This is a genomic window from Metabacillus sp. Hm71 (genome assembly GCF_051842955.2).
Classification (GTDB): domain Bacteria; phylum Bacillota; class Bacilli; order Bacillales; family Bacillaceae; genus Metabacillus.
In genome coordinates this window covers 3,470,293-3,492,212 of record NZ_CM200278.1, presented here as the reverse complement: position 1 = coordinate 3,492,212, position 21,920 = coordinate 3,470,293, and the positions used below count along the sequence as shown (strand labels likewise).

19 protein-coding genes and 2 riboswitches are annotated in these 21,920 nt (G+C 39.7%); all 19 genes read left to right on the top strand.

The annotated features are described in order from the left end of the window. Positions 1-135: 135 nt before the first annotated feature. Positions 136-345 (top strand): acetyl-CoA carboxylase biotin carboxyl carrier protein subunit, encoded by a 210-nt coding sequence (locus tag ACSVDH_RS17170; protein ID WP_299088428.1) that lies wholly within the window; start codon positions 136-138, stop codon positions 343-345. Between the two features lie 172 nt (positions 346-517). Continuing rightward, positions 518-2,047, top strand: a complete 1,530-nt coding sequence (locus tag ACSVDH_RS17165; protein WP_439251468.1) for an acyl-CoA carboxylase subunit beta — start codon at positions 518-520, stop codon at positions 2,045-2,047. Positions 2,048-2,076: 29 nt separating this feature from the next. Further along, complete coding sequence (locus tag ACSVDH_RS17160; protein WP_439251467.1) at positions 2,077-2,778, top strand: CoA transferase subunit A; 702 nt, start codon at positions 2,077-2,079, stop codon at positions 2,776-2,778. A gap of 17 nt (positions 2,779-2,795) precedes the next feature. Further along, the gene (locus tag ACSVDH_RS17155; RefSeq protein WP_439251466.1) at positions 2,796-3,455 is read left to right on the top strand and encodes a CoA transferase subunit B; all 660 of its coding nucleotides are present in this window, start codon (positions 2,796-2,798) and stop codon (positions 3,453-3,455) included. Between the two features lie 52 nt (positions 3,456-3,507). After that, the gene (locus tag ACSVDH_RS17150; RefSeq protein ID WP_439251465.1) at positions 3,508-4,647 is read left to right on the top strand and encodes an acyl-CoA dehydrogenase; all 1,140 of its coding nucleotides are present in this window, start codon (positions 3,508-3,510) and stop codon (positions 4,645-4,647) included. 18 nt (positions 4,648-4,665) lie between these two features. Continuing rightward, complete coding sequence (locus ACSVDH_RS17145; RefSeq protein ID WP_439251464.1) at positions 4,666-6,012, top strand: acetyl-CoA carboxylase biotin carboxylase subunit; 1,347 nt, start codon at positions 4,666-4,668, stop codon at positions 6,010-6,012. Positions 6,013-6,042: 30 nt separating this feature from the next. Beyond that, positions 6,043-6,825 carry an enoyl-CoA hydratase gene (locus ACSVDH_RS17140; protein WP_439251463.1) on the top strand — a complete coding sequence of 261 codons (783 nt, stop codon included), beginning with the start codon at positions 6,043-6,045 and terminating at the stop codon, positions 6,823-6,825. Positions 6,826-7,042: 217 nt separating this feature from the next. Then, positions 7,043-8,455, top strand: coding sequence for a LysM peptidoglycan-binding domain-containing protein (locus ACSVDH_RS17135; protein ID WP_439251462.1), 1,413 nt, complete (start codon positions 7,043-7,045; stop codon positions 8,453-8,455). Between the two features lie 283 nt (positions 8,456-8,738). After that, complete coding sequence (gene purT / locus ACSVDH_RS17130) at positions 8,739-9,899, top strand: phosphoribosylglycinamide formyltransferase 2 (protein ID WP_439251461.1); 1,161 nt, start codon at positions 8,739-8,741, stop codon at positions 9,897-9,899. Positions 9,900-10,563: 664 nt separating this feature from the next. Beyond that, positions 10,564-10,755, top strand: a riboswitch (cobalamin riboswitch). A gap of 145 nt (positions 10,756-10,900) precedes the next feature. Further along, the gene (locus tag ACSVDH_RS17125; protein ID WP_439251460.1) at positions 10,901-11,443 is read left to right on the top strand and encodes a cob(I)yrinic acid a,c-diamide adenosyltransferase; all 543 of its coding nucleotides are present in this window, start codon (positions 10,901-10,903) and stop codon (positions 11,441-11,443) included. A 22-nt stretch (positions 11,444-11,465) separates the two neighbouring features. Continuing rightward, on the top strand, positions 11,466-12,848 hold the full coding sequence (locus ACSVDH_RS17120) for a cobyrinic acid a,c-diamide synthase CobB (protein ID WP_439251459.1): 1,383 nt from the start codon (positions 11,466-11,468) through the stop codon (positions 12,846-12,848). After that, a complete protein-coding gene (locus ACSVDH_RS17115) occupies positions 12,835-14,361 on the top strand; it encodes a cobyric acid synthase (RefSeq protein ID WP_439251458.1) in 1,527 nt (508 codons plus the stop codon). Before ACSVDH_RS17120 ends, ACSVDH_RS17115 begins: the two co-directional genes overlap by 14 nt. Then, positions 14,358-15,422: a nicotinate-nucleotide--dimethylbenzimidazole phosphoribosyltransferase gene (gene cobT, locus ACSVDH_RS17110; protein ID WP_439251457.1), complete on the top strand. Its 1,065-nt coding sequence runs from the start codon at positions 14,358-14,360 to the stop codon at positions 15,420-15,422. Before ACSVDH_RS17115 ends, cobT begins: the two co-directional genes overlap by 4 nt. 71 nt (positions 15,423-15,493) lie before the next feature. After that, a riboswitch (cobalamin riboswitch) is annotated at positions 15,494-15,692 on the top strand. A 152-nt stretch (positions 15,693-15,844) separates the two neighbouring features. Continuing rightward, positions 15,845-16,828: an ABC transporter substrate-binding protein gene (locus tag ACSVDH_RS17105; protein WP_439251559.1), complete on the top strand. Its 984-nt coding sequence runs from the start codon at positions 15,845-15,847 to the stop codon at positions 16,826-16,828. Continuing rightward, positions 16,791-17,861, top strand: a complete 1,071-nt coding sequence (locus ACSVDH_RS17100; protein WP_439251456.1) for a FecCD family ABC transporter permease — start codon at positions 16,791-16,793, stop codon at positions 17,859-17,861. Before ACSVDH_RS17105 ends, ACSVDH_RS17100 begins: the two co-directional genes overlap by 38 nt. After that, positions 17,858-19,324 (top strand): bifunctional ABC transporter ATP-binding protein/adenosylcobinamide amidohydrolase, encoded by a 1,467-nt coding sequence (locus ACSVDH_RS17095; RefSeq protein WP_439251455.1) that lies wholly within the window; start codon positions 17,858-17,860, stop codon positions 19,322-19,324. The genes ACSVDH_RS17100 and ACSVDH_RS17095 overlap by 4 nt, the downstream gene beginning before the upstream one ends. Continuing rightward, positions 19,321-20,277: an adenosylcobinamide-phosphate synthase CbiB gene (gene cbiB / locus ACSVDH_RS17090; RefSeq protein WP_439251454.1), complete on the top strand. Its 957-nt coding sequence runs from the start codon at positions 19,321-19,323 to the stop codon at positions 20,275-20,277. The genes ACSVDH_RS17095 and cbiB overlap by 4 nt, the downstream gene beginning before the upstream one ends. 17 nt (positions 20,278-20,294) lie before the next feature. Then, a complete protein-coding gene (locus ACSVDH_RS17085) occupies positions 20,295-21,383 on the top strand; it encodes a pyridoxal phosphate-dependent aminotransferase (protein ID WP_299088401.1) in 1,089 nt (362 codons plus the stop codon). Then, positions 21,377-21,919 carry a bifunctional adenosylcobinamide kinase/adenosylcobinamide-phosphate guanylyltransferase gene (locus ACSVDH_RS17080; protein ID WP_439251453.1) on the top strand — a complete coding sequence of 181 codons (543 nt, stop codon included), beginning with the start codon at positions 21,377-21,379 and terminating at the stop codon, positions 21,917-21,919. The genes ACSVDH_RS17085 and ACSVDH_RS17080 overlap by 7 nt, the downstream gene beginning before the upstream one ends. The last annotated feature ends 1 nt before the right edge of the window (position 21,920 follow it).

The following is a 21,920-nucleotide window of genomic DNA, read 5'->3' as shown; positions in this document are numbered from 1 at the left end:
GTTATCTCAAATAGTTTAAATAATTCAAATATTCATTGTTGATTATAACTAGCTTTTACATGAATAGTATATAACTAGGCAGTTATTTTTAAATAATAAAAGCTTTATAACATAAATGAAAGGGGCTGAATATGAATGCAGATTATGACAAATATGGCGGGAAGCGTCTGGAAAATCTTAGTTGCAGTTGGGGATACAGTCGAAGAGGGACAGGATGTTATCATCCTGGAATCAATGAAAATGGAAATTCCAATTACTTCAGAGTGTAAGGGTACAGTAAAAAAAATAAATATAAATGAAGGTGACTTTGTAAACGATGGTGATGTGTTAATTGAATTAATGTAACACACTGTCATTTGCCCATTTAATACGATTGAAGATTATACGATAGAAAAGCAATGTAAACGCTTCCTTTAGGTTTGAAATCATTTTTCATTGTTAAAGAATTTTGATCAGTTGTTTATGTAGCAGCAGTTAAATTCCAATCAGGCTATATGTTTTATAGGAGGGAACGGCTATGTCGCTTGAAAAAGCATTGCAAGAAAAGCTGGAAACGATAAAAAAAGGAGGAGCATCTAAATACCATGATAAAAATGCGGAAAAGGGAAAGCTTTTTGTACGGAAACGAATTGAATTACTATTTGACAACGGTTTACAACTAGAAGATGCTTTACTGGCTAATTGTATGGAAGACCATTTACCGGCAGATGGTGTTGTCACGGGTATCGGGAAAGTAAATGGGCAAACTGTCTGTGTTATGGCTAATGATTCCACTATAAAAGCAGGATCCTGGGGGGCAAAAACAGTTGAGAAAATCATCCGAATCCAGGAAACAGCGGATAAGCTTAGTGTACCACTGATTTATTTAGTTGATTCGGCAGGGGCGAGAATTACAGATCAAATCGAGATGTTTCCAGGCCGACGTGGTGCAGGGAGAATTTTCTACAATCAAGTGAAACTATCGGGGAAAATTCCACAAGTTTGTATTTTATTTGGACCTTCGGCTGCAGGAGGAGCATATATCCCTGCTTTTTGTGATGTTGTAATCATGGTAAACGGGAATGCATCCATGTATTTAGGTTCACCCCGTATGGCAGAAATGGTTATAGGAGAACGCGTTTCGCTTGAAGAGATGGGAGGAGCGAGGATGCATTGTACTGTTTCAGGATGTGGTGACATTTTGGCCAATTCTGAAGAAGAGGCCATTTCTTTAGCACGCAGATATCTCTCTTATTTACCAGCCAATTTTTCGGAAAGACCGCCATTAAAAGAAGCACTCCCTCCTAAAACTCATGATCAATCATTAGAAGATGTCATTCCAAAAAATCAGAATGCTCCATTTAATATGAAGGATTTAATTGATCGAATGATCGATCAGGATTCATTTTTTGAAATTAAAGCATTGTTTGCTCCAGAACTTATTACAGGCTTTTGTCGGTTAAATGGCCAATCGGTCGGGATCATAGCAAATCAGCCAAAAGTAAAGGGCGGTGTCCTATTTCATGATTCAGCAGATAAGGCTGCAAGGTTTATTACGTTATGTGATGCGTTTAATATTCCCTTGTTATTTTTAGCTGATATCCCTGGTTTCATGATTGGGACGAAGGTGGAGCGAGCAGGAATCATTCGACATGGGGCAAAAATGATTTCCGCTATGTCAGAAGCGACCGTTCCAAAAATATCAATAATTGTTCGCAAGGCGTATGGTGCTGGGCTATATGCAATGGCAGGACCGGCATTTGAACCAGATTGCTGCCTGGCTCTACCGACAGCATCAATTGCTGTGATGGGACCGGAAGCTGCAGTAAACGCAGTTTATGCTAATAAGATCGCAGAGTTGCCAAAAGAAGAGCAGAAGGCTTTTATTGAAGAAAAACGGGAGGAATACAAAAAAGACATCGATCTTTATCGACTTGCATCAGAAATGATTATCGACGGAATTATCCCGCCTAACTCATTAAGAAAAGAACTACTCACAAGGTTTGAAGCATATCAAACAAAGTATCTCCCTTTTTCACAGCGAAAACACCCTGTTTATCCTGTTTAACCTCATAAAGAGAATGGAGCGGTGTCAAATTGAAACCAATTTTATCGTCTTTTAAAGAAGCAGTCAGTGAAATCAAAGACGGTGCAACCATAATGGTTGGCGGCTTTGGGCTTTGCGGGATACCGGAGAACTTAATCAAAGCGCTCTGTCATACTGGTGTTAAAAATCTAACCGTGATTTCAAATAATTGCGGTGTTGATGATTGGGGACTTGGCTTACTTTTAAAAACGAAACAAATAAAAAGGATGATTTCCTCATATGTAGGAGAGAATAAGGAGTTTGAACGTCAGGTATTAAATGGTGAGCTTGAGGTAGAGCTTATCCCTCAAGGCACATTGGCAGAAAAAATTCGTGCCGGTGGTGCCGGAATTCCTGCGTTTTATACGCCAGCAGGTGTAGGAACGCCAATTGCGGAGGGCAGGGAAACTCGTATTTTTCATGGGAAGGAATATTTACTGGAAGAAGCGCTGACAGCGGATTTCAGTTTGGTCCGTGCTTGGAAAGCAGATAAAAGCGGTAATCTTATCTACAATAAAACCGCGCAAAACTTTAATCCGATGATTGCTGCCGCAGGGAGAGTCACAATAGCTGAGGCCGAGAATTTGGTGGATAAAGGGATGCTGCCGGCTAATCATATTCATACACCAGGAATTTATGTACAAAAATTGCTTGTTGGAAAACAAGAAAAACGGATCGAACGATTAACAATTCAACATAAAAATAAGAAATAATGTAAAGGAGGTTTCGTATGTCTGCAAATAGTAGAGAAAAGATTGCTAGAAGAGCAGAAAAAGAGATTCAAAATGGCTTTTATGTAAATCTCGGGATTGGAATGCCCACTCTTGTGGCAAACTATATTCCTTCTAACAAGCAAGTCGTACTGCAATCTGAGAATGGTTTGCTTGGAATCGGCCCTTATCCAGAAAATGTTGAGGTGGATCCAGATTTAATTAATGCAGGAAAAGAAACGGTGACAGCCATCCAGGGTGCGAGCTATTTTAACAGTGCTGAATCATTTGCGATGATTCGCGGCGGACATATCGATCTAGCGATACTCGGAGGCATGGAAGTATCAGAAAATGGCGATCTTGCCAATTGGATGATTCCCGGCAAAATGATTAAAGGCATGGGAGGTGCGATGGACCTTGTCCATGGAGCAAGAAAAATTATCGTCATCATGGATCATACAACAAAACAAGGAGAGGCAAAAATAGTAAAACAATGCACGCTTCCATTAACAGGAAAAAGGGTAGTTGATCAGATTATCACCGAACGCGCTGTAATCGATGTAACAAGTAAAGGTTTAAGACTTGTGGAAACGGCCAAGGGCTATTCAGTAGAAGATATTCAATCTGTTACGGAGCCGGATTTAATCATCGACGACCAGACTAAGGTTGGAGCTTTTTAGTTAAATAGAAACAGATTTTATCTGACCGCAAATAAGAAAGGATTGAAGCGCGATGAATTTTGATTTAACAAATGAACAAGAAATGATTCGCAACTTGATTCACGAATTTGCAGAGGAAGAGGTCGCACCTGGAGCGAATGAAAGAGACCGAACAGGTGCATTTCCAGAAAAAATTTTTGAGCAATTGGCAGAGCTCGGGATGCTGGGGCTCCCTTTTCCTGAAGAATATGGCGGCAGCGGTGCAGATACAATCAGCTTCGCCATCGTGACGGAAGAATTAAGCAGAGTTTGCGCCTCAACCGGTATCACCTATTCGGCCCATATTTCTTTAGGTGCTGCACCAATCCATTTATTCGGTACCCCAGAACAAAAGAAAAAATATTTAACACCGCTTTGTCAAGGAGAATATTTAGGTGCATTCGGCCTAACTGAACCTAATGCCGGTTCAGATGCAGGCGGAACACAAACAAAGGCCACTCTTCAAGGAGAACACTGGGTAATAAATGGGTCAAAATGTTTTATTACAAATGCGAGCTATGCAAAAAATCTGGCCATTACGGCTGTAACTGATCAGGCAAAAGGAACAAAAGGCATTAGTGCATTTATTATTCCAACAGATGCAAGCGGATTTTCAGTGGTAAATAATTACGAAAAAATGGGTTTGCATGCCTCAAATACGACAGAACTCATTTTAGAAAATGTCACGATTCCTAAAGAAAATCTTCTTGGAACAGAAGGGAATGGCTTTAAACAATTTTTAGCGACATTAGATGGAGGAAGAATTGGAATTGGCGCTATGGCTGTTGGCATCGCACAGGGTGCCTATGAAAAATCCTTACAATATTCGAAAGAACGCAAGCAATTTGGTAAAAGCTTATCTGCGTTTCAAGCGATCCAATTTAAATTGGCCGATATGGCAATGAATATTGAATTGGCTCGAAATATGGTGTATAAAGCAGCATGGTTAAAGGATCAAGGGAAAAAATTCAAAAAGGAAGCGGCGATTGCAAAATTATTTGCATCAGAAATGTGTATGAAGGTCTGTGACCAAGCCATTCAGATTCATGGCGGTTACGGATATATGAAGGAATATCAGGTAGAGCGATTTTTCCGTGATGCAAAGCTTTTGGAAATCGGGGAAGGAACATCAGAGGTTCAGCGGATGGTAATTGCCAGACAAATAGGATGTTAGGCAAAAAGGAGTGAATGGATGTTTAAACGAATATTAATCGCTAATAGAGGTGAAATTGCTGTACGAATTATGCGAACATGTAAATTATTAGGGATTTATACGATTGGTGTTTACTCACAAGCCGATTCGGATGCCCCGCATGTCAAACTGGCTGATGAGGCTTGCTTTCTTGGCGGTCCACGGGTAGCCGAGAGCTATTTAAATATCGATAAAATTCTTGAAGTGGCATTACAAACAAAAGCTGAGGCTATTCATCCGGGCTATGGGCTCCTTTCGGAAAATCCTGAATTTGCCCGGCGCTGTGAGGAATTGGGAATTGTATTTATCGGACCATCACATGATGTAATTGCACTCATGGGTAGCAAAATTGAAGCAAGGAAGGCAATGGAAACTGCAGGTATACCGGTTGTACCAGGGAAATCGTTTCCCTTAACAGATGCTGAGGAAGCGATCGCTGCAGCAAAGCAAATTGGTTACCCGGTTATGCTCAAAGCTTCAGCTGGTGGCGGTGGAATAGGCATGCAAATCGTAAAAAGTGATGATGAAATTCGGAAAGCCTTTGAAGGAAATCAAAAACGTGCCAAAGATTTTTTTGGCGATGGGTCGATGTATGTGGAAAAGTATATTGAACATACAAGACATATCGAAATACAAATTCTTGCCGATGGCGCTGGAAATACAATTTATTTATGGGAGCGCGAGTGCTCGATCCAACGTCGTCACCAAAAGGTTGTTGAAGAAGCCCCATCCCCTTTTTTAGATGAGACTGTTCGACAAAAAATGGGGGAGGCAGCGGTAACCGCAGCAAAATCAATCGGTTATAAAAATGCTGGAACGATTGAATTTTTGGTAGATGAACAAAAGCAATTCTATTTTCTGGAAATGAATACCCGGCTTCAAGTCGAGCATCCTGTCACCGAAGAAATAACCGGATTGGATTTAGTCGCTGAGCAGCTTCGAATTGCAACAGGTGGAACCTTAACAATTACACAAGGAGATGTTAAAAAAGACGGCCATGCGATTGAAGTAAGAATCTATGCAGAGGATCCAAAAACCTTTTATCCATCCCCGGGTAAAATAACGAAGCTAAATATCCCGCAGGGGTCTGGTATCCGCCATGAGCTCGGTATCCATGAAGCCTCAATGGTAACCCCTTATTATGATCCAATGATTGCAAAGCTTGTAGTTAAAGGAAAAGAACGTGATGAGGCAATTGATAAACTTCAAGCAGCACTTTCAAAGTATGAAATTCAAGGAATTAAAACGAATATTCCTATGCTGCAAAGTGTAGCTGAACATCCTAAGTTCCGGTCTGGAGACACAACAACAGCTTTTATAGACAAATATATTAATAGAAAAACATAAAAGAAGGAATGTTGAACAGGGAGGAGTTGGATGAGTAATCCACTAGTAATCTCGACGTTAAACAACGGTATTGTGATGATCACATTACATCGTCCTGAAGCAGGTAATTCACTATCTCTCTTGCTTTTAGAAAAACTTCAAGAGACCATATCTTCAATAAAATTCGACCCTTTGGTAAGATGTGTGGTCATTACTGGAGCAGGTGAACGGATATTTTGTGCAGGTGCGGACTTAAAGGAACGGGCTAAAATGGATCAGAATCAGGTCAAAAAGGCTGTTGCAAAAATACGCGAATCAATAAATGATTTAGAAGCATTGCCGTTGCCAGTGATTGCTGCGATAAATGGGGCAGCCTTCGGCGGTGGAATAGAATTGGCCTTGGCCTGCGATATTCGAATTGTATCTGAAACAGCGAAGCTTGCTCTTACCGAGACTTCACTTGGTATTATTCCTGGCGCTGGCGGTACACAGCGTTTACCAAGATTGATCGGGAAGGGAAAAGCAAAGGAATTGATTTATACCGCGAGAAGGATTGATGCAAATGAAGCAAAGCAAATAGGATTAGTTGAATATGTGGTTCCAGCTGAATCGGTGCTAAATAAAGCGTTAGCTATAGCGAATCAGATAGTCAAAAATGCACCGATCGCTATTACACAAGCAAAATTTGCGATTGATAATGGCTTTGAAGTCGATTTACATTCCGGACTCGCTATCGAAAGAAGTGCCTATGAACGGACAATTCCAACTAAAGATCGGTTAGAAGGACTGCAAGCCTTTAAAGAAAAGAGACAGCCTAATTTTATCGGAGAGTAAAAACAAAACCCCCTAAAGCGGAAAGACTCCAAGATGCTCTAAATCATTTTTGAGAAAATTGGTTTAGGACATCTTTCTAAAAGAATAAGCTTTAAAGATATAGATTTTTTATCAACAGGTTCCTCGTAACTAAATTAAATACCTTAATACGAACTTATAAATAAAAGGTTAATGTCATTGTTTTTCATAAAAGATTGATGGTTTAGGGGGGATAATCATGCAAATGTTTTACACCGTGCGTTCAGGGGATACATTGTTTCAAATTGCGACACGTTGGGAGCTCCCGGTTGATTCCCTTATTGCTGCAAATAATTTACTTCCGCCGTATACGATTTATATTGGGGGGCAGCTCTCGATCCCGCCAGGTGTAACAACGATTCGAGTTAAGGAAGGAGATACACTTTTTAAGCTATCCCAGTATTTTGGTATACCGCAATCCATTATTGTCGAAGAAAATAAACTACAGCCTCCATATACCATTCAAGCAGGGGATCTGTTAAACGTTCCGCCTGGTGTTCCCTACTACACTGTTCAGCCGGGAGATACCCTTTATCAGATTGCAAAACGCTTCAATGTCATTGTAGGAGGATATATTAACCCTGAGCCAATAAGAATTGTCAATCAGCTTCAAACGAATGTGATTTACCCGGGGATGCAATTAAAAATACCATACACGCCACCTTTCGTAAGCGGAATAATCGCCTATACATCCAATCGAGAAGACGGCTATGATATTTGGTTGTATTACCCGAGCAGCGGAAAGAAAGTCAGGCTGACAAATCAATTAGCAGACAGTTTTTCCGTACCCTTTTGGTCTTGGGACCTAAGAAAAATTGCCTTTGTAGGAAGGAATAACATTCTTTATGTCGTTCATTTAGATGACGGAAGTGTGGCAAAAATTGACCAGTTTGAGGCAGGGCTCGGAATCTTCCTAGATTGGTCGCCAAATAATCAAAAGCTTGTCTATACAAAGAATGATGAGATTGTTCTATATGATGTAACCCTCCATCAAGCACAAAGGATCAGGGAGCCTGCGGCTACTGATGTTCAATGGTTTCCTAACGGAGATGAATTGCTGTTTCAAGCACCGGATTCTGCTGGTTTTAGTCAGCTTTTCCGAATCAAAACAAATGGATTAGAAAAGCGGGTTATCACCAGAAATACAGAAGGACGCCTAAATAATGTCCGATTATCACCAGACGGGACATATGCATTATTTACAACCCCTGGAGCAAGCATATCCATCATTCATACTGTTGACATAGCAACTGGAAATACAGTTGAAGTGAGTGGCGGACCGTTCGGAAAAAATTACTTCCCGGAATGGTCGCCAAATTCGCTGCATCTCGCATATAGTGCAACTGCATTTGAAGATAGAGGGTATTTTTCTTTCATTCGCTCTTCGGGAAGAAAAGGGGAAAACGATCGAACATGGGCTATTTCAGATTGTTTCGCCACTCCTATTACATGGTCGCCTGATAATAGGAAAATTGCTTATCTTTCTGGCTGTAATGATCAAGGGACAGCAAGAGAAATGTGGGTTGTTGACATTAAACATCCTGTGCCTATACGTCTACTGGAAGATCTGCAAATTACATCCTTACAATGGTCACCACCGCCAAATTATTAAGAAACTATAAAGTGAAATTGGTATGAAAATACACGAAAGCGGATGGGGAGGAGCCTGTCTGCTTTTTATAATGGTTGATAGTGAGGGGTGGAGCAATCGGTGTAGAACATACCTTTTTTAAAACTATTTAAGAAGAGTTTTTTAATATACGGTTCCCATAAAGGTATTGAGAAAAATATACCTTATATTCATAGCTTCTGATTTGAAATACGAATAAAACTTCTTTTTATTTATTTAACGTTCGTTTATAATAGCGTTAACTAAATAAGAGAGGGTTGGTAGCATGTATCATACAAAGAAAATCGTCTTATTAGGCTCAGGTGAATTAGGTAAAGAGGTTCTAATTGAAGCACAACGTCTCGGTATTGAGACCATCGCAATAGACAGATATGAGGATGCACCTGCGATGCAGGTAGCACATCGCAGCTATGTAATAGATATGCTTGATCCAAAGGAAGTAAGGGAAGTCATTGAAAAGGAAAAGCCTGATTTAATTGTTCCGGAAATCGAGGCCATTGCAACCTCAGAGCTTATCAAATTGGAGGATGAGGGGTTTCAGGTCATTCCTAACGCACGTGCTGCAAAGCTGACAATGGATCGTGAAGGAATCCGCCGTCTTGCTGCTGAAAAGCTTATGCTTCCTACAGCTAACTACAAATTTGCTGATACATATGAGGAATTTGTGCAAGGTGCAAAAGAAATTGGTTTTCCATGTGTTATTAAGCCATTAATGAGTTCTTCTGGTAAGGGACAGAGTGTATGTCATTCAGAACAAACGATAGCGGAGTGCTGGAGAATAGCAATGGAAGGAGGAAGGGTGCAAAATGGACGAGTGATCATTGAAGAGTTTATTCCATTTGACTCTGAAATCACCTTATTAACCGTTCGAGCGGTTAATGGGACAATGTATTGTGAACCAATAGGACATGTTCAAAAAGATGGCGACTATATTGAATCATGGCAGCCGCATTTCATAACAGAGCAGCAACTTCAAGAAGCAAAAGCAATTGCCAAAGCAATCACTGATGAACTTGGCGGATATGGTGTTTTCGGTGTAGAGCTTTTTCTTGCAAAGGATAAAGTATATTTCAGTGAAGTATCACCGCGGCCGCATGATACGGGGTTAGTTACATTAGTCAGCCAAAATTTATCAGAGTTCGCTCTACATGTAAGAGCAATTTTAGGTTTTCCGATTCCTGAAATTACCCTTTTAGCACCTGGGGCAAGTCGTCCATTAAAGGCTCTGAAAGAAATGAATGATTATACAGTCGAAGGGGTGGATCAGGCATTATCTGTTCCGAACACTCAGCTACGAATATTCGGAAAACCAGTGACTAAAGTTGGAAGAAGAATCGCTGTTGCCCTCTCAACCTCGGATACTGTTGATAATGCAAAGGAACTGGCGAAGCAAGCATTGAATTGCTTGAAAATTGAAAAAAGATAAGAGAAAGATTCAAGCAGGTGCAACATTTCCCAGGTAAGCGCATAAATAGACATTAGCACAAGAATTAGTCGGATTATGTCAACCGTTATGAGTTATAAGATACTTAGGTCTCTTACATGTTGTAATAAATATATAATTTAATTGTAACTTGGGAAAATCATATCAATTCCTGAACGTAAATATACTGTTATGGGAGCAAAATTTTAACTATTTATTTTATTTTTCGTTTAATAATGCTCCTTAAATATAGTAGAAGCAGGAGGGAAACTCATGAAGTGTAAAAGCTGTAGCGGAACTAGACTTATAAACTGTGAAAACTGTTCAGGTGAAGGGTTTGATTTCGGAAATCACAAGTGCAATACATGTTCTGGTGAGGGTGTCATTTCATGTTCCTCATGTGAAGGGAAGGGAACAATCGGATTTTTTAAATGGTTAAAATCTGGATAAAGACGTTAACTAAAAAATGAAAAGGTCTTTCAAATTACCACTAAACGAGCCGTTTGTGGTGGTCATAAATTCATTTGAGCCTGACACTTGCATGATCTTCGTCGGGCTCTTTCTTTGTTTATTAGTTTACATAACTATATTATAGATAACTACTTTTTTCTTTTAGATATATTTACAACTCGTAAACCTACATTTATAATGACTTAGATTCAACTAAATAACGATTTCGCAAATAGGTTCTTAATAGGATTAAGAATAATAGGGAAGTTGGTGTAAGTCCAACGCGGTCCCGCCACTGTAATCACAGAGCTGCATGACAGAAGCCCACTGTAACCAGATGCTTATGGGAAGGGAGTTGTGTAAGCAAGGAAGTGTAAGCCAGGAGACCTGCCTATTTGTTTGGTTCAAGTAGCCTTCGAGGAAAGGGGATTTGAAAGAACGAGAGCAGCATTGATGTAGAAATTCTTCAATTTTACTCTTAATCTTTTTAACTCCCGCCTTCTCCCTAATAAAGGAAAGGCGTTTTTTATTTTCAACAATTCAAGGAGGGGTTCGTGTTGGAAAAACAAAAAGGATTAACACTTGTTTTTACAGGTAATGGAAAAGGGAAGACGACTGCTTCGATTGGTCTATGTGTACGTGCAATCGGACAGGGAATGTCAGTAAAGATTCTTCAATTTATTAAATCAAAGGGAAGGTCATATGGTGAACAGATATCGTTAGAAAAGTTAGGAGTTGAAATGGTTCAGCTTGGTGAGGGCTTTACATGGACAAAAACTCCTGAGGTTCACCGAAAAGCACTTGAATCAGCATGGAAGACAGCAAAAGAAACGGTTATGTCAGGGAAATATGATGTTGTTGTCTTAGATGAATTGAATAATGCACTCGCGATCGATTCATTTCCAATTGATGATGTTCTTCCAATTCAGGAAGTCATGGAACTAATTAAAAACAAGCCTTCACATGTGCATTTAGTTATAACAGGTAGACATGCAAAAGGAGAAATCAAGGAACTCGCTGATCTAGTTTCTGTTGTCGATGTGGAAAAGCATTATTATGACACTGGGATACCAGCGGTTAAAGGAATAGAATATTAGCATAATAAAAGGGGGAAGCGCCGTGACTGCACAGCGACTAGTGATTGCAGGAGTTTCCAGCGGTGTGGGCAAAACAACGATTACAATTGGTTTAATGGCTGCACTAAAACAAAGAGGTTTGACAGTTCAAGGCTTTAAATGCGGTCCTGATTACATAGATACAAGTTTTCATACCGCTGTTACAGGAAGACCGTCACGGAATCTGGATAGCTGGATGTTTTCAAAAGAAGTGTTAAAGGAAGTATATGTAAATGGCAGTGATGGTGCAGATATTTCTGTTATTGAGGGAGTTATGGGCTTTTATGATGGCAAGTCCGCTCTTTCAAATCAAGGTTCAACAGCAGAAATTAGCATGCTGCTTGATTGCCCAACGATTTTAATCGTTGATTGCAGCAAGATGGCAAGAAGTGCAGCTGCAATAGTGAAAGGCTATCAGCTTTTAGAGCCAGACGTAAATATCGCTGGTGTTATCGCAAACAAGGTTGGAAGCATGGGTCATTTTCAAATCATTAAAGAAGCGGTTGAACAGGAGTGTGACATCCCGGTATGCGGTTATCTATTAGCCAATACGAGCATTCAAATGCCAGAACGGCATTTAGGGCTTGTCCCTTCTATAGAACGAGGTGATTTAACTAGCCTTTTTGACCAATTAGCGAAATTAGTTGAAGGGACAATTGATTTGGATCAGCTCATAGATTTAAGCAAGCAAAAGCCATTACAGAAAAATCCAGCGAAATCGATTTTTGAAAAACGGGAACCTAAAAGAGTGAAGTTAGCCATTGCCAAGGATCGTGCATTTAATTTTTACTATCGAGAAAACCTTGAATTACTCGAAGCATACGGATCTGAATGTATCTACTTTTCTCCTTTGAATGGTGAGTCAATCCCTGAAGAGGCGGATGGATTATACATAGGAGGCGGCTTTCCAGAGCAGTTTGCAGCTGAGCTTGCAAATCAAGTTGAAGTCAAGGAATCAATAAAGCGGAAAATACTTGAAGGGCTTCCAACGATAGCTGAATGCGGAGGCTATATGTATTTGGCAGAAGCGATTGAAACCTTAGATGGTTTAGTTCATCCGATGGTTGGGGTTATTCCAGGAAAAATGAAAATGGGAGAAAAACTTGCAGGCTTTGGCTACAGAGAAGTCTCCGGATATCCTGATAATTATCTTCTTCAAAACAAGCTCATTGCTCGTGGTCATGAATTTCACTATTCTTCTTATCATTCAATTGAATCGTTACCTTTCGCTTATTATACAAAAGGATCCTTTAGCGAAGGAGATGAAGGCTGCCTAACAAACAACGTCATTGCTGGCTACACCCATCTCCAATTTGCATCATGTCCAGAGCTGGTCGAAAACTTTATCCAAAAATGCTTGGAGATGAAAAATAATGGCAGCAAATAAAGCAGCGCTTCCGATTATGATCCAAGGAACACATTCGGATGCCGGGAAAAGTATTATTGTTACGGCATTGTGCCGGATATTTGCACAGGATGGCTATCATACAGCACCCTTTAAATCACAAAATATGGCATTAAATTCTTATATTACTCTTGATGGGAAAGAGATAGGCAGATCACAAGGTATTCAAGCCGAGGCAGCAGGAGTTATTGCCACAACAGACATGAACCCCATATTAATTAAACCAACCAGGGATCATGAAGCCCAAGTAGTTGTTCATGGAAAACCGTTGAAAAACATGGAAGCGAAAAGCTATCGCAGTGATTATTATGAAACAGCTAAAGCCATTATTCAATCGTCTTATCAAAACCTTGCCTCTTCATATGAAAGAATTGTCATTGAAGGTGCTGGAAGTCCAGCAGAAGTAAATTTAAATGACCGTGAGCTTGTTAATATGAGTATCGCAAAGATGGCTGATGCTCCAGTTGTTTTAGTAGGGGATATTGATAAAGGAGGCGTTTTTGCAAGTCTTGTTGGTACTTTGCAGCTTCTATCTCAAGATGAACGTGATCGGATTATTGGAGTGATCATTAACAAGTTTCGCGGAGATCTTTCCCTACTAGAACCGGGCCTCACATGGTTCGAAGAATATACAGGAAAGCCTGTATTAGGTGTCATACCATTCATAAACGATTTAGTAATTGAAGCTGAGGATTCATTAAGTCTAAATAACTACAGTATTCATAAAAATCAAGATAAAGAACTAGATATAGCGGTGATTCATTATCCTAGAATATCCAATTTCACAGATATTGACCCTCTCCACTATGAGACGGATTGTCATGTTCGGCTAGTGGAAAATGTCCGGCAGCTTGAACAGCCTGATGTCATTCTTTTACCTGGAAGTAAAAATACAATAGAAGATCTCATGTTTCTAAAAGAGAGAGGGCTTGATCAAGCGATTCTGAAAGCCCATCAAAATGGAGCAATCATCTTTGGAATATGCGGCGGATATCAAATGCTAGGTGACATGATTGAGGATCCCTACCAGGTTGAATCCAATACACATGAGATAAAAGGTTTAGGCTTGCTGCCGATCCACACAATATTAACGAAAGAAAAGATAACGATACGATCTAAAGGTACTGTGGAGGTTAGCGGTGAAAAGCTGGATGTGACGGGATATGAAATTCATATGGGAAAGACCACTTGCCTAACGCATGTATCCCCTTTTATTCAATTAAAGGATGGTGTCGATGGCAGTAAGAATCAAGAAGAAACATGTATAGGTACTTATTTTCATGGGATTTTTCATAATGATGAGTTCAGGTGGTCGTTTCTAAAAAATCTTCGGTGGAAAAAGGGGCTCAAGCCTGACATACTGCGCGAAGCATATGAAGATCGACAAGAAAATGATTTTAACCGCTTAGCAGAGGAAGTGCGAGCGGCTATCGATATCAGCCAGCTTAATCAAAAAATAGAACAATTTGCAAAAAGAAAGAGAGAGAACAGATGAATATAAATGGACAAATTCAAGAAGTCTTACAATCTATTCAACCGCTAAGCCAAGAACAAATGGAGCATGCGAAGGAATATGTTAATACGCTAACAAAACCGATCGGAAGCTTAGGAAAAATAGAAGAGCTTGCGATTCAGCTTTCAGGTATAACAAATCAAGTATTTCCTGTCGTCAGCCGTCCTGGTGTTGCAGTATTTGCAGCCGATCATGGAATAAGTGATATGGGCGTTTCAGCTTATCCAAAAGAAGTAACGATGCAAATGGTTTACAATTTTCTAAATGGAGGAGCTGCAATTAATGTGTTTTCAAGACAAATTAATGCCATCCTCAAAATTGTTGATATTGGTGTAGCTGGGGACCTGCAACATGAGCATCTGCTACATAAAAAAATAAGATATGGTACCAAAAACTTTGCAATTGAAAATGCCATGTCAGAAGAAGAAGCTAATCAAGCAATTCTTATTGGGATGGAGGCAGCTCAGCATCTGATTGATGAAGGAACAAGGTGCCTGATTATTGGTGAAATGGGGATTGGAAATACTTCAAGTGCAAGTGCTATTACTTCAGTCATTACCGGATGTTCGATTGAAGAAGCTGTTGGTAAAGGAACTGGGATAACGAATGAAAGTTTGGAAAAGAAAATTTCCATTCTTTCAAAAGCATTGGAGGAAAGAAATCCTGATCCTAATAATGCGATCGATATTTTATCAAAGGTAGGCGGACTTGAAATCGGTGGAATGACAGGTGCGATCATTAAGGCTGCAGAACAAAGAATACCGGTACTGCTTGATGGCTTTATTAGTACTTCTGCTGCTTTGTTAGCATGTCTTTTAGAAGAAAAAGTGAGTGATTTTCTCATTGCTGGTCATCTATCTCATGAGCAGGGGCATGCTCATGCACTAGCTTCATTACATAAATCACCGCTTTTAAATCTTGATTTGCGGTTAGGAGAAGGGACTGGGGCTGCTCTCTCATTTCCATTAGTTGAGGCAGCTGCTCGAATGATGAAAGAAATGGCTACCTTTCAATCTGCTGGCATAGCAAGCAAAAGTCAATAAGACAAATTATAGAAAATATTCATTTACAGGTTCTGAATCTTCTTTTATAATAAGGCGTGTCACAAAAAAACGAATAGTTTCAGGCAATAGGTCCTTAAAGTAATCGAGCATTTAAGGATAATAGGGAAGTTTGGTGAAAATCCAACGCGGTCCCGCCACTGTAAACGCAGAATGGCGCTTAAAGGAACCCACTGTATTATTGAATATGGGAAGGGAAAGCGAACATGATGATGCGTAAGCCAGGAGACCTGCCTATTGTAAAGAAAAACGATCCTTCGAGGAAAAGGATGGCTTTTTAATGCTGGTGTTTTCTGTATTTATTAGAATCATCATTTCTTTTTGCATTTATCGCCTTTTCCAAGTGAATAGGCGTTTTTTTGTGGGCAAAAAACGTCAAGGAGTGTGTAATGATGAAAACAGGTATGAAGAAATGGCTTTTTCTAAGCTTTGTATTGACCATGTTAACCGTATTTACAGTTGCATGTGGAGCGACAGAAGAGAAAGCGACAGATGAAAAGGATAAAGCAACTGAAACAAAAACTGCGGAAGAAGGAAAAGGGGATACAGCTTTTCCAGTAACTGTAGTTGATGGTACGGGTGAAGAAGTAACCATTGAAACTGAACCGGAAACGATCGTCTCTGTTATCCCAAGTAACACGGAAATCACTTTTGCTTTAGGGCAAGGTGATAAGCTAATTGGTGTTGATAACTATAGTAACTATCCGCCTGAGGTGGAGAAGATTGAAAAAATTGGTGACCAGCAATTAAATGTTGAAAAGATTTTAGCTTTAAAGCCTGATCTTGCGCTCGTAACCGATTTTCAGCATGAGAATAATCCAGATATCTTAAAGAAATTTAAAGATGCAGGAATTAATGTAATTGTTATAAGCAGTGCCGAATCATTTGAAAATGTCTACAATACGATCCAGTTGATTGGTCAAGTGACAGGTGCCGCAGATGAGGCAAATAAGGTCGTGAAAGAAATGAAGGATTCCTTAGCTGAGATCAAAGAAAAGGCAAAGGCTGTTACAGAAAAGAAAAAAGTTTGGGTAGAAGTATCACCTGCTCCAGATATATTTACAACAGGACAGAATACGTTTATGCATGAAATGCTCCAAGCGATTAATGCAGAAAATGTTGCAGGTAAACAAACTGGTTGGGTAAAAATGACAGAAGAAGAAATTGTCACATTAAATCCAGATGTTATTATCACTACATATGGGTATTACGTTGATAATCCAGAGGAACAAGTATTAAACCGGGCTGGATGGAAGGAAGTGCCGGCTATTCAAAACAAGCAGGTTTATGATGTGAACAATGACACGGTAACAAGACCAGGGCCACGATTAATTGATGGGGTTGAGACACTTGCAAAGCTCGTTTATCCGGAAGTTTTTGGCAAATAAAATTAGTTGGATGTATCTTTTAAGCGGAGTGTTTGTCGTAAGTACAGCACTCCTTGGTTTATTCATTAGTAGTGTTCAGTATCCAATTGTAATGATCATAGATGTATTAACGACGAAATTGCTTGGTCTAACATTTTTTGATAGTGAAGGCGGAAAGTCGGCAGAGACAATTATTTGGGAGATTCGTTATCCTCGTGTATTATTGGCATTTTTAGTGGGTGCTGCATTATCTCTTGCAGGTTCGGCCTTTCAGGGGCTGTTGCGAAATCCGCTTGCAGACCCCTATACAATTGGTGTGTCTTCAGGTGCTTCATTAGGTGCAGTTTTCGTACTGTATTTTCAACTGACAATTCCGTTTTTAGAGGGCTATACATTACCGGTGGTAGCGATTATTTGCGGTTTTATCACGATGTTTATTGTTTTTGGAGTTACCCATTTATCTACTCGTCAGCTTTCAATCGAAACAATTATCCTCGCTGGGATTATCGTCAGCTCCTTTATTAGTGCTGTTATTTCGCTTATTATTTCCTTAAGTGCAAGAGAAGATGTTCGGCAAATTTTATATTGGTTAATGGGGAACGTTGGAATGAGAGGCTGGAGCCATGTAAAACTAATGATCCCCTTCTTATTAATCGGGGCAATTATCTTACTATCCCGCTCTAGAGAATTAAACGCCTTTGCCTTAGGTGAGGAATCTGCAGAGCATTTAGGTGTTGATGTGCAACGTAGTAAGCTTTACATTTTAGTCGGTGCCTCACTATTAACAGGTGCAGCCGTTTCTGTATCTGGTTCGATTGGCTTCGTTGGATTAGTGATTCCTCATTTTATCCGATTATTATGCGGGCCAAATCATCGCCATGTTTTGCCTTTATCGATGCTAGTTGGTGGAGGATACTTGATTCTGGCAGACCTGGTGGCGCGAACGATTATTGCCCCAAGTGAATTGCCAATAGGTGTTATTACGTCATTAATCGGTGCACCAGTCTTTGCATTGCTGTTAATTAGAGAACGAATTGGAAGGGGATCGGCATGATTGACATACAAAACGTTACAGGCGGTTATCATCAGAAAGCAATCATACAGAATCTAACACTTTCTATTGAAACTGGTAAATTCTATGCCCTTATCGGCCCAAATGGGAGCGGGAAAACAACTCTTGTTAAGTTAATAACGGGTGTTCTCCCGATTCAAGAAGGTACAATTACCCTTTTTGATCAGTCAATACAGTCCTATTCAGCATCTGCAAGAGCAAAGATTATGGCGGTGTTATCCCAGGAGGTTCATATTGAATTTGATTTTCTCGTAGAAGAAATTGTCATGCTCGGCCGTTATCCTCATCAAACAGGCTTTTTTAAGTATCCTTCAAAAAAAGACCATCAGGTTGTCGAGGAAATCATGAAGCAAACGAATGTCTTCCAATTTCGAAAACAGCCTTTTAAGCAATTGAGCGGCGGAGAAAAACAACGTGTCCTGCTAGCAAAAGCCCTTGCCCAAGAACCGAAGATTCTTTTTTTAGATGAACCAACAAACCATCTTGATATGAAGCACACGGTCATAATGCTTCAGCAGTTGAAGGAATATCAGCAAAGCCATCAGCTCACAATTGTTGCAATTTTACATGATTTGAATACGGCAGCACTGTTTGCAGATCAGATCGGGCTATTAAATGAAGGGAAGTTAGTTGAAACAGGTGATCTTTCTATTTTGCAGAACGAAGCATTGCTTACCAGCATATATGAGGTAGACGTAAAAACGAATCATCACCCGGTCCTTCCAAAACCACAGGTTTCCGTCATACCAAATCAGCGGGAGCAAGATGTATTTGACATAGAGTATGACTTTACGGAAACTGATCAGTATATTCATCTTGAATTTAATGGGAAACTAAGGACGATTTCCAACAGTGTTTTAGGTGAAGGTCTACAATGGACTAAGAACTTTTGTAATTTCCATGTTGATAAAAATTACAATTGCTCTTGTCCGAAAAATGATATCATTAACTGGTTAAGAGAGGCAGGGATTTCAGAATTTGATACTGCAGGAATGATGACAGCCGTTAACCTTAAAGATAGAAGTATAATAGAAGAGAAGTTTGGGGATGTTTCTATATTAGCTGTCCTAACCGCTGGTGTCGGAAATGCGGTTGATATAACAGCAAAACAGCCTGTAGATTTAGGCTTTAGCATAGGTACAATAAATATTATGGTTTTTATCGATGCCCATTTAACAGACGGAGCGTTAGTAAATGCCGTTCAGTCTGTTACAGAAGCTAAAACAAAAGCCTTGATTGATTTAAAAATAAAAGATCCGAATAGTGGGACACTTGCAAGTGGTACCTCAACAGATAGTACGCTTGTTGCTGCTACACAAAACGGAGAGCCTACACCTTATGCTGGGTCAGGTACTGTAATCGGTAAGGCAATTGGCAGGACTGTTTATAAAGCGATGATAGAAGCTCTGCAAAAATATAAAAAACGATGTGAACAACAGCTATGAGCATTATTACTATTCACTTTTATCTCATAACAGCTGCCATTTTATTAGATTTACTCATCGGAGACCCAAGATGGCTTCCCCATCCTGTTATCATCATAGGAAAATGTATTAGTTTTTTCGAAAGGAAATGGAATAAAAGGAGACAGAAAAAGCTTAAAGGTGTTTTGTTAACCATAACGATTGTTGGCGGGACATATGGCTGCACCTTTGCCCTCCTTTCCTTCATCAACTTCATCCATCCAGTTGCAAAGCTGGTAATCGAAATCTACCTAATCTCCACAACAATTGCGATGAGGGGCTTGCATAAAGCAGGAATAGAGGTTGCTACCCCATTGCTAAAAGGGGATCTTAAACTAGCGCGGAAAAAGCTGAGTTATATAGTGGGGAGAGATACTGAGGATTTGCCGCCGCAAGAAGTGGTACGGGGAGCAGTGGAAACAGTTGCCGAAAATACAGTTGATGCGATAATTGCGCCATTATGCTGGGCACTTATTGGAGGTGCACCAATGGCAATGGCATACCGTGCTGCAAATACATTGGACTCAATGGTTGGGTATAAAAATGAGAAATTTGAACATTTTGGTTGGGCATCGGCAAGATTTGATGATGTTGTTAATTGGATACCAGCCAGATTAACTGCACTTCACATGTGGTTATTTTCATGGCTTGTTCCTTATTCGTTAAAGCGGAATGCACTTGCAGTAACATTGCGAGATGCAAAGAAGCATCCTAGTCCGAATAGCGGCTGGCCTGAAGCAATGGGAGCAGGGCTTTTAGGCGTTGTCCTAGGTGGAAAAAATCGCTACAAAGGAGTTGTATCTAACCGGGCTAAGATGGGAAATCCTATTCGAAGTCTAGAACCAAATGATATTAAGAAAATAATAGTTTACATGCATGGTACTTGGATCATCTTTCTCCTTCTCCTGTTCTTAGTTACCATTAATTTATCATGAAGAGAGGTGTGACTATAATGAAATGGCCAGAACACGGAGGACAGCCGAATAAAATATTTGCATTAAAAGGCATAGCAACAGACCATCATTTCTTTGACTTTAGTGCCAATATTAATCCACTAGGTCCCCCACCAGAACTAAAAGAGAGCTTGTTCAAAGCGTATGATCAATTTGAGAGATACCCTGATCCTGATTATCGAAAAGAGACAAAGCTGGTTGCGGCTCATGAAAGGTTATATGAGGATGTAGTACTGCTAACGAATGGGGGGTCAGAAGCGATTTTTCTTGTTGCCCAGCTGTTTTCTGGTAAGAAGGCTTTAATTATTGAGCCGACCTTTTCTGAATATGAAAGGGCTTGTTATGTGTACCGGCTTTCCGTATCCCATGTTTCTCTTCAACTTGATCATGACTTCTCATTTCCTCTTGAAAAGGTATTATCCAAAATCGAAGAAGTAGATGTCGTTTTTTTATGCCGCCCTAATAACCCTACAGGCACGGTGGTTGCGATTGAAGATATAAAGGAATTGCTGGAAAAAGGGCTTGAGTGCCAAACGACCATTGTTATTGACGAGGCATTTATCCATTTTCTTCCGTCAGAAATAACTGATTTAACACATTTAATGGATACATTTTCAAATCTGATCTTACTTCGATCATTAACGAAAATTTATGCGATACCAAGCTTGCGGCTAGGTTATGTAATTGCTAGACCAGAGATAATTGTACAATTAAAGAAAAACCAAATACCATGGAGTATAAATGGCATTGTCGCTTCATTTTTGCCAAGCTTGGTTGCACAAGACGGATTTATCGAAGCAACGAAATCATGGTTGCAAGGCCAGCTAAAGCTTTTAACAACAGAGTTTACTAAACTTGGCTTTTATTATTCTCCAACCTGCGTAAATTTTTACCTGTTAAAGGATCTTAACCAGGATACAAATACAGAAGAGTTATTAGAATTTTTACTAGATAATAAGATTATTCCAAGGCATACTCATACCTTTAAAGGTCTTGATGGGAACTATTTGCGGATGGCTGTCCGCAGCGCTGAAGAAAACAATTATTTACTGGAAACCTTAAGGAACTGGAGAGAAAAAAGATGTTAACGTTTATTTCAGGGGGCGCCCGTTCTGGAAAAAGTTCGTTTGCAGAGACCTATGCTATTCACCAATTCAATAAAGGCATTAAGACTGGAAAAAAAGAAAAGTTACTTTATATCGCAACAGCAGAACGGACAGATCTTGAAATGGAAAGACGAATTGAACGTCATAGAGAAGAACGGGATTCGGTTTGGCATACAATAGAAGCTCCTTTGGATATAACAAACGTGTTACAAAACATTAATGAGCAAAATGTCATTTTATTGGATTGCTTAACTATTTGGGTAAATAACATCATGTACAAGGCAAACGCTGATTTATTTCTGATTTTGCAAGAAGTTTCAAAATGGATCCATTTATCGGAACAGAAAAAACTTGAAGTGATCATTGTCTCAAATGATGTTAATGAAGGTATGCCCAGTGACAATTTGTTCATTCACCAATATATCTACAATCTTGAAAAAGTGCATCAACTTATTACTTCAAATGCAAAATCGGTTTATCAAGTTGTCGCAGGAATTCCGATTAAATGGAAAGGTTGAT

Excerpts from the sequence above, each read along its gene's own strand:
- ACSVDH_RS17170 (WP_299088428.1), top strand. The coding sequence starts at position 136 with ATGCAGATTATGACAAATATGGCGGGAAGCGTCTGGAAAATCTTAGTT.
- ACSVDH_RS17165 (WP_439251468.1), top strand. The coding sequence starts at position 518 with ATGTCGCTTGAAAAAGCATTGCAAGAAAAGCTGGAAACGATAAAAAAA.
- ACSVDH_RS17155 (WP_439251466.1), top strand. The coding sequence starts at position 2,796 with ATGTCTGCAAATAGTAGAGAAAAGATTGCTAGAAGAGCAGAAAAAGAG.
- ACSVDH_RS17150 (WP_439251465.1), top strand. The coding sequence starts at position 3,508 with ATGAATTTTGATTTAACAAATGAACAAGAAATGATTCGCAACTTGATT.
- ACSVDH_RS17145 (WP_439251464.1), top strand. The coding sequence starts at position 4,666 with ATGTTTAAACGAATATTAATCGCTAATAGAGGTGAAATTGCTGTACGA.
- ACSVDH_RS17140 (WP_439251463.1), top strand. The coding sequence starts at position 6,043 with ATGAGTAATCCACTAGTAATCTCGACGTTAAACAACGGTATTGTGATG.
- ACSVDH_RS17135 (WP_439251462.1), top strand. The coding sequence starts at position 7,043 with ATGCAAATGTTTTACACCGTGCGTTCAGGGGATACATTGTTTCAAATT.
- purT (WP_439251461.1), top strand. The coding sequence starts at position 8,739 with ATGTATCATACAAAGAAAATCGTCTTATTAGGCTCAGGTGAATTAGGT.
- ACSVDH_RS17115 (WP_439251458.1), top strand. The coding sequence starts at position 12,835 with ATGGCAGCAAATAAAGCAGCGCTTCCGATTATGATCCAAGGAACACAT.
- cobT (WP_439251457.1), top strand. The coding sequence starts at position 14,358 with ATGAATATAAATGGACAAATTCAAGAAGTCTTACAATCTATTCAACCG.
- ACSVDH_RS17105 (WP_439251559.1), top strand. The coding sequence starts at position 15,845 with ATGAAGAAATGGCTTTTTCTAAGCTTTGTATTGACCATGTTAACCGTA.
- ACSVDH_RS17095 (WP_439251455.1), top strand. The coding sequence starts at position 17,858 with ATGATTGACATACAAAACGTTACAGGCGGTTATCATCAGAAAGCAATC.
- cbiB (WP_439251454.1), top strand. The coding sequence starts at position 19,321 with ATGAGCATTATTACTATTCACTTTTATCTCATAACAGCTGCCATTTTA.
- ACSVDH_RS17085 (WP_299088401.1), top strand. The coding sequence starts at position 20,295 with ATGAAATGGCCAGAACACGGAGGACAGCCGAATAAAATATTTGCATTA.
- ACSVDH_RS17080 (WP_439251453.1), top strand. The coding sequence starts at position 21,377 with ATGTTAACGTTTATTTCAGGGGGCGCCCGTTCTGGAAAAAGTTCGTTT.